Below are 1,206 nucleotides of genomic sequence, written 5' to 3'. Positions count from 1 at the left end.
CCTCCACAAGCGCGACGGCTGACCGCGCCAGAACGCACAAGATATATTGAGGAACTAGGTCCGCCGCACGAAATCTAGTATCTTGACGGCAAGATAGCCCAGCCGCGGACTCGCTGACAAGGCTCGTCGGGGACGCTAGGGAATCGTTTGGGGCTTTTCCCCAGCCTTTGTTGCCGCCCGTGACGTTCGTCAAGCCTATGACCGACAAGCAGGGCGAAAATGCGGTTCGATTGACACCGCGTCGGCTCGCCATGGTATAGCGAAAGCTCCGAAGTCTCGGAAAACGCTCGAAAGCCTGCCCCATCGGCAGGCTTTGGCGTTTCAAGCATCCCGCCCCAGCGGTTCGCGCGCCGAACCGATCTCGCAACAACAACCGGATCCGACCCTTACGATCCAGCAAAGTCAAAGGCCATGGCTGACACGACGGACCATTCCTCGCCGCTCTTCGAGACCTACGCACGCGCGCCGCTCGCCTTCGAGCGCGGCAGCGGTGTCTGGCTGGAGACCAAGAACCGCCCGCGCCCCTCGGCCGAGCACGCTTTGCCGATCCCGCCGCTGTTCAAGGCGCCGATCGTCGACGGCACGCGCCAGAAGCTCGACGAACTCGGCCCCCGCGGCTTTGCCGACTGGATGCTGGCCCAGCCGCAGGTGCTGGTCACCGACACGACCATGCGCGACGGCCACCAGTCGCTGCTGGCGACCCGCGTGCGCACCCACGACATCGCTGCGGTGGCCGACGCCTATGCCCGCGGCCTGCCGCAGCTCCTCAGCCTCGAATGCTGGGGCGGGGCGACCTTCGACGTCGCCATGCGTTTCCTGACCGAAGATCCGTGGGAGCGCCTGGCGCTGGTCCGCGAGCGCGCGCCCAACATCCTGTTGCAGATGCTGCTGCGCGGCTCCAACGGCGTCGGCTACACCAATTATCCCGACAATGTCGTCAAGCGCTTCGTCGCCGAGGCGGCCCGTGGCGGCGTCGACCTGTTCCGCGTCTTCGACTGCCTGAACTGGGTCGAGAACATGCGCGTCTCCATGGACGCGGTATGCGAGGCCGACAAGCTGTGCGAGGGCGCGAACTGCTACACGGGCGACCTGTTCGACCCGGACCGCGCCAAATACGATCTGAAATACTACGTCTCCCTCGCCAAGGAGATGGAGGCCGCCGGCGCCCACATTCTCGGCGTCAAGGACATGGCGGGCCTGCTGAAG

The 1,206-nt window shown here is 65.1% G+C and carries 1 pseudogene; it reads left to right on the top strand.

Going from position 1 to position 1,206, the window contains the following annotated elements:
- Positions 1–501 precede the first annotated feature (501 nt).
- Positions 502–1,206 (top strand): annotated as a pseudogene (locus SI859A1_RS00180) (pyruvate carboxylase); the annotation flags it as partial.

The sequence above is a fragment of the Aurantimonas manganoxydans SI85-9A1 genome (genome assembly GCF_000153465.1).
GTDB lineage: Bacteria > Pseudomonadota > Alphaproteobacteria > Rhizobiales > Rhizobiaceae > Aurantimonas > Aurantimonas manganoxydans.
The sequence above is the reverse complement of the archived record's forward strand: the minus strand, read 5'-3'. Positions and strand labels throughout refer to the sequence as shown.